At 72.8% G+C, this 2454-nt stretch carries 2 protein-coding genes; both read right to left on the reverse strand.

Translation table 11 applies throughout. The features are described from left to right. The coding region (locus tag ACFUEL_RS38435; protein WP_380242672.1) for a trypsin-like peptidase domain-containing protein at positions 1-1019 on the reverse strand (1019 nt) is incomplete at its 3' end. A 204-nt stretch (positions 1020-1223) separates the two neighbouring features. Then, positions 1224-2291 (reverse strand): phosphatidylinositol-specific phospholipase C domain-containing protein, encoded by a 1068-nt coding sequence (locus ACFUEL_RS38440; RefSeq protein ID WP_380242674.1) that lies wholly within the window; start codon positions 2289-2291, stop codon positions 1224-1226. Positions 2292-2454: the final 163 nt, after the last annotated feature.

Consider the following 2454-nt stretch of genomic DNA (forward strand, 5'->3'; position numbering starts at 1 on the left):
ACGGTGACGTTGTACGTCCCGGCGGCGGTGGCGGTGCCGCTGATCAGGCCGGTGGAGGCGTTGATCGACAGGCCGGTGGGCAGCCCGGTGGCCGAGTAGCCCAGCGGCGCGGTGCCGCCGGTGGCCTTGACCTGCAGGCTGACCGCGCCGTTCAGCGCGGTCGACTGGTTGCCGGGGCTGGTGACCGTGACGGCCGTGCCGGCCGGCTTGGTCAGCAGGCAGCCGCTGACGTTCAGGTCGATGACCCGGCCGGTGCCCAGGCAGGTGGTGAACCAGTAGGTCTCCTCCCCGTAGCTCTGGCCCTTGGTGGCGGTGGTGGTGCCGTCCGCGGCGACCTCGCACGGGTTGTTGAGCGTGCACATCGCGCCGTCGTCGTTGCCGGTGTTGTTGATGCCGACGACCTTCCGGCTGGCCGCGTCGACGATGGGCGACCCGGAGGTGCCGTGCGTGGTGTTGCAGCCCGAGCTGTAGCGCAGCGAGTCGCGCCAGGTCCACTGGTCCTCGCGCAGGGTTCCGACGAACCCGTTGATCGAGCAGTTCCAGACCTGCTTCCAGTACGAGGAGGGTATGTACATGGCGGATCCGTCGACCGGGTGGGTGTCGCTGATCGTCAGCGCGGTCGCGCCGTACTTGGAGGCGACGGCGGCGAAGGTGTCGGTGAGCTGGTAGAGCGCGACGTCGGTGCCGGTCATCGTCGCGTACAGCACCTTGTCCGCCTGGACGGTGCCGAGCGAGTTCCCGGCGGAGTCGAGCAGGGTGCCGCTGCGGCTGGCGCTCGCGTTCTGGATGACCTGGCCGGCCGTCGGCATGGTCGGCAGGCAGTGGCCGTTGGTCAGCATCATCGCCCGGTCGGTGTCCACCGAGGCCGGGTAGCGGACCAGTGAGGCGGAGCAGTTGCTCAGCGCGATGGTGGAGGTCAGGTCACCGGCCTGGACGGCCTGTGCGGGGGCGGCCGCGACGGTCAGGGCGCCCGCGACGACCGCTCCCGCGGCGAGTGCCGCGGCGGATCTCTTGAACATGGCTCTCCTTGTGGGGGATTGCAGACGTGTGACCGGTCGGTGCACGCCCGCGCCGGACGAAAGTGCCATGCCCACTTCAATTGGTCAACAGTGCCGACGGAACTCGCGGCCGGATCCCCGGCGGACGGCCCGGCCCGGCCGCCTCCCTGACGCCCCGTCAACCCCCTTCCGCCGGGCACCCGCCGGCAACGGGGCGCCCGCGGATCAGCCGCGCGGGAGGACCAGCGACTGCACCTCGGGCAGCTGCCGCCAGTCGGCGGAGACCAGGGACGCGTGCGCGCCGGCCAGTTGCACGGTCCGCGCGCGGGCCTGCTCGGCCGTCGGGTCGGTGGCGCTGATCGCCGGGGCGACGTTCTGCGCGTCGGTCATCGTCAGCAGGTAGTGGCGCTGGTCGTACCACGAGGTGTCGACGCCGTTCAGGTACGCGGCGGCGTCGCCGTCGAAGACCACGAACCAGGGGCGGACGGTGGCGTCCGGGTACGCGCCGCGCGGGTCACCCGCGGCGGCGCCGTGCACGGCGGGGAAGACCCGCGCGTCGCCGATCCGGCCGGCGGCGGCCAGGTCGCGCAGGTGACGGGCCTCCTCGACATCGGTGTGCAGGGTGTCGAAGGGGTTGCCCTCCTCGACCGTGCCGGGGATCGCGTAGACCAGGGCGCGCCCGGCCAGCGCGGCCCGGCTCGGCCAGTTGCCCGCCCGGGCGGCGTCGTCGAGCGTGGCGTAGCTGCCGCCGCCGGGCCGGGCCAGCAGGTCGGCCGGGCGGAAGGCGGCGGCGCCGAGGTGGGCGGCGATCAACGCGTCCAACTGGGCCGGGCCCATGCCCAGGTTGGCGGCGTACCCGCCCTTGAGTTCCAGCTTGATCGTGAGCGGCCCCGCCGTCGGGTGCGCGGCCAGCCAGACCCGGACGTCGTCGAGGCAGCTCTCCAGGTTCTTGTTGGTGCCGCCGCCGTACAGCTGCGCCGGGGTGGCGGCGTCGACGCAGTTGTTGCCGTTGCCCAGCGGGTTGGAGTGGCTGACCTTCCACTCCCTGGTGACGGTGTCGGTCCACACGTCCAGCTCGATCATCGCGGTACCGGTGTCCAACGCCTGCGCGAGGTAGCCGAACGCGCCCGGGTCGTACGTGTTGTGCAGCCCCACCCCGGTGGTCCCGGCGAACGGACGCTCCCCGACCGTCCCCGCGTCGGCGGCGGCCCCCGGCCACGTGGACCCCAGGAGGGCGGCGGCGAGCACCGCGCCGACGAGGGCGGAACGGGCTGCGGTACGGCGGAAGTTCATGCGGTCCCCCTGGACGGCCGGCTGATCGGGCGGGCGGGCGGCCGGCGGTCGGTGCGGGCTGACGGCCGGTCAGCGAGCAGGATGCCCCGCCCGGGGGACTTTCAAGTGACATGACAACAAAGTGCGGACGAAGTCGGCCCGGCGGACGTGTTCGGGATCGCGT

Origin of the sequence: Kitasatospora sp. NPDC057198, assembly GCF_042670125.1 — a bacterium.
Classification (GTDB): Bacteria; Actinomycetota; Actinomycetes; order Streptomycetales; family Streptomycetaceae; genus Kitasatospora.

Bases quoted from the DNA above. Each gene is read 5' to 3' on its own strand.
- ACFUEL_RS38440 (WP_380242674.1), bottom strand. From the start codon at position 2,291: ATGAACTTCCGCCGTACCGCAGCCCGTTCCGCCCTCGTCGGCGCGGTG.